The organism is Magnetococcales bacterium, assembly GCA_015231925.1.
Classification (GTDB): Bacteria; Pseudomonadota; Magnetococcia; order Magnetococcales; family JADGAQ01; genus JADGAQ01.
The window spans coordinates 1-2539 of the sequence record JADGAQ010000336.1; the positions used below are offsets into that span (position 1 = coordinate 1).

Sequence of the window (2539 nt, forward strand, 5' to 3'; positions counted from 1 at the left end):
CCCCTGTTTTCGGATTGGCTTGCCCCCGGATTGATGTTATCTTGACCCGTCAATGGGTTAACCAACCCCCTCACCCGGCATGAGTTGACCAAGACAATGCCCTGTCCCGCCTGTCAACTGTCCGCATCCGACACACCCCTGGCCCTCGCAACCTGCGGGGACATCGGGCTCGCCTTCCTGCGCTGCCCCGATTGCACCGCCCTGCGCCTGCCCCCTCAACAACAACAACGCCACAACGTCGAAAGCGACCTCCCCGGCCCCGTCTCCCCCCTCATGACCCTGCTGTTTCGCTGGCGACTGCACTGGCTCTGCCGCCACCATCCCCCGCTGCGCAACCGGGAAGCCGCCATTCTGGATGTCGGTTGCGGCGACGGTCAGTTCCTGGCCTTCCTGCACTCCCAGGGATACCACCACCTGCACGGCGTGGAGCCGGAAACAGCACGTCGCGACAACGCCCGGTCACGCGGTCTCGCCGTAGCCCCTTCCCTCGACGACCTGCCGCTCGACCGCTTCGACATCATCTGCCTCTGGCACGTGCTGGAACACGTTGAACAGCCGCTACGCCTGCTGCACCAATTGAGGGAACGCCTGACCCCGCAAGGCGCACTGCTGATCAGCATCCCCAACCACGGCGGCTGGCAGACGCGCCTCTTCGGTCTCTATTCCAGCTTTCTCGATTACGGCCGCCACCTCTGGTACTGGGACCGGCATCTGGCCGAAACCCTTCCCAATCAGTGGCCGGTGCGCCTTCTCCCCGGTCGCAACCTGGAATACGAACTCTTCGGCTGGGTCGACTCCCTGGCCGGATTTCTCAGCCGATCGGTCAATCTGGTGCATCGCCACCTGAAAAAAAACCGCAGCACCCCCGTCGCCCGTCTCGGCGTTCTGCTGCTCGCCGCCGGGTTGCTGCCTCTGGCCCTGCTGCTGACCCTGCTCGCCCCGCCCTCACGGGGAGCGACCCTGACCTTCACCATCGAATGACGACAGGACGAAACGACCATGGCCAAGATCCTGTTGATCAACCCCTCCTACTTCCAGGTCTACGGCTCGAATCAGGCGGGCATCGCCAATCCCGTCTATCCGGTGCTGAGTCTGGCGGTATTGGCGGGGGCGGCCCGAAAGGCCGGGCACGAAGCCCAAATCATCGACCTCTCCTACCGGCCTTATGATCCCGAAGCCCTGGAAGCGGAAATCCGCCGCGCCGCGCCGGATGTGGTGGGCATCACCGCCACCACGCCCCTGGTCAACCAGATGCGGGATATCTCCTTTCTGGTCAAAGAGATCTCCCCCGACATCCGGGTCATCGGCGGCGGGGTGCATGCCTCCGCGATGCCGGTGGAAACCCTGCTGGAGTCGGCCCTCGATCTGGTGGTGGTCGGCGAGGGGGATCGCACCCTGGTGGAGATTCTCGATGGCCGCGAAGCCGCCGCCATCGACGGCATCTGCTGGCGCGACGCCGACAACCGGGCGGTGCGCAATCCCGATCGGGAGCTGGTGGAGTATCTGGACGAACTGGCCATGCCCGCCTGGGATCTCTATCCCATCGAGGAGTACCGCCACCGCATCTCCAAGATCATGGCCCGCCATGCGCCGTTGATCACGGCGGAGTTCTCCCGTGGCTGCATCTTCAAATGCGACTTCTGCGGCAGCAAGTCGACCATGGGGCTGGGCTATCGCAAGAAGTCCCCGCAACGTTGCGCCGAGGAGGTGGCCTATCTGTATGAACTCGGCTATCGGGAGTTTCATCTGGCCGACGACATCTTCACCAGCGACAACAAATGGGCGGTGCAGGTTTGCGAAGCCATCATCGCCCGCAACCTGCCCATCGCCTGGACCTGCAGCAACGGCATCCGGGTGGAGAGCGCCGATCGGGAGCTGTTCGAGGCCATGAAACGGGCCGGCTGCTACCGGGTTCATTTCGGCTTCGAAAGCGGCAACAACGAGGTGTTGCGCTCCTTCGGCAAGGGCGGCAAAGCCACCCTGGAGGAGGGGTTGCGCGCCGTGGAGCTGGCTCGCAAGGCGGGTCTGGAGACCTGGGGCATGTATCTGCTCGGCCTCTCCGCCGACACCGAAGAGACCATGCTCGACACCATTCGTTACGCCCGGCAAAGCCGGGTGGATGTGATGAAATTCGGCATCACCGTGCCCTTTCCGGGCACCCCCATGTTTCACGCCCTCTACCAGGCGGGTCGTATGAAGACCTTCGACTGGGATCAGTACAATGTTTACAATGAGGCCAACGCCCTCTTCGACCACCCGACCCTCTCCTGGGAGTGCATCACCCGTTACTATCGTCTGGCCTACATGGAGTGTTACTACAAAAATCCGGCCTATATTTTGCGCAGCATTTGGCGGGGTTTGCGTTCCGGGGAGTTTTTCTGGCATCTCTATTACGGCATTCGTTTTTTCCTGTTGCTCAAGGGGGGTGAGGAGAGTGGTGGGGCCATGGCTTATCGGTTTCGCGAGCGGTGGGAGCCGTTGACCCGTGATCGCGGGCAGTTGAATACCGCGCCACCGGCGCCGAAGGCGCGGCGATCAA

2 protein-coding genes are annotated in these 2539 nt (G+C 62.9%); both read left to right on the plus strand.

Annotation, left to right across the window (positions count from 1 at the left end; translation table 11 throughout):
* Positions 1-84: 84 nt before the first annotated feature.
* Positions 85-981 carry a class I SAM-dependent methyltransferase gene (locus tag HQL56_19530; protein MBF0311708.1) on the plus strand — a complete coding sequence of 299 codons (897 nt, stop codon included), beginning with the start codon at positions 85-87 and terminating at the stop codon, positions 979-981.
* A gap of 18 nt (positions 982-999) precedes the next feature.
* Positions 1000-2539 (plus strand): cobalamin-dependent protein (locus HQL56_19535; GenBank protein MBF0311709.1); only part of this gene is annotated, 1540 nt, incomplete at its 3' end.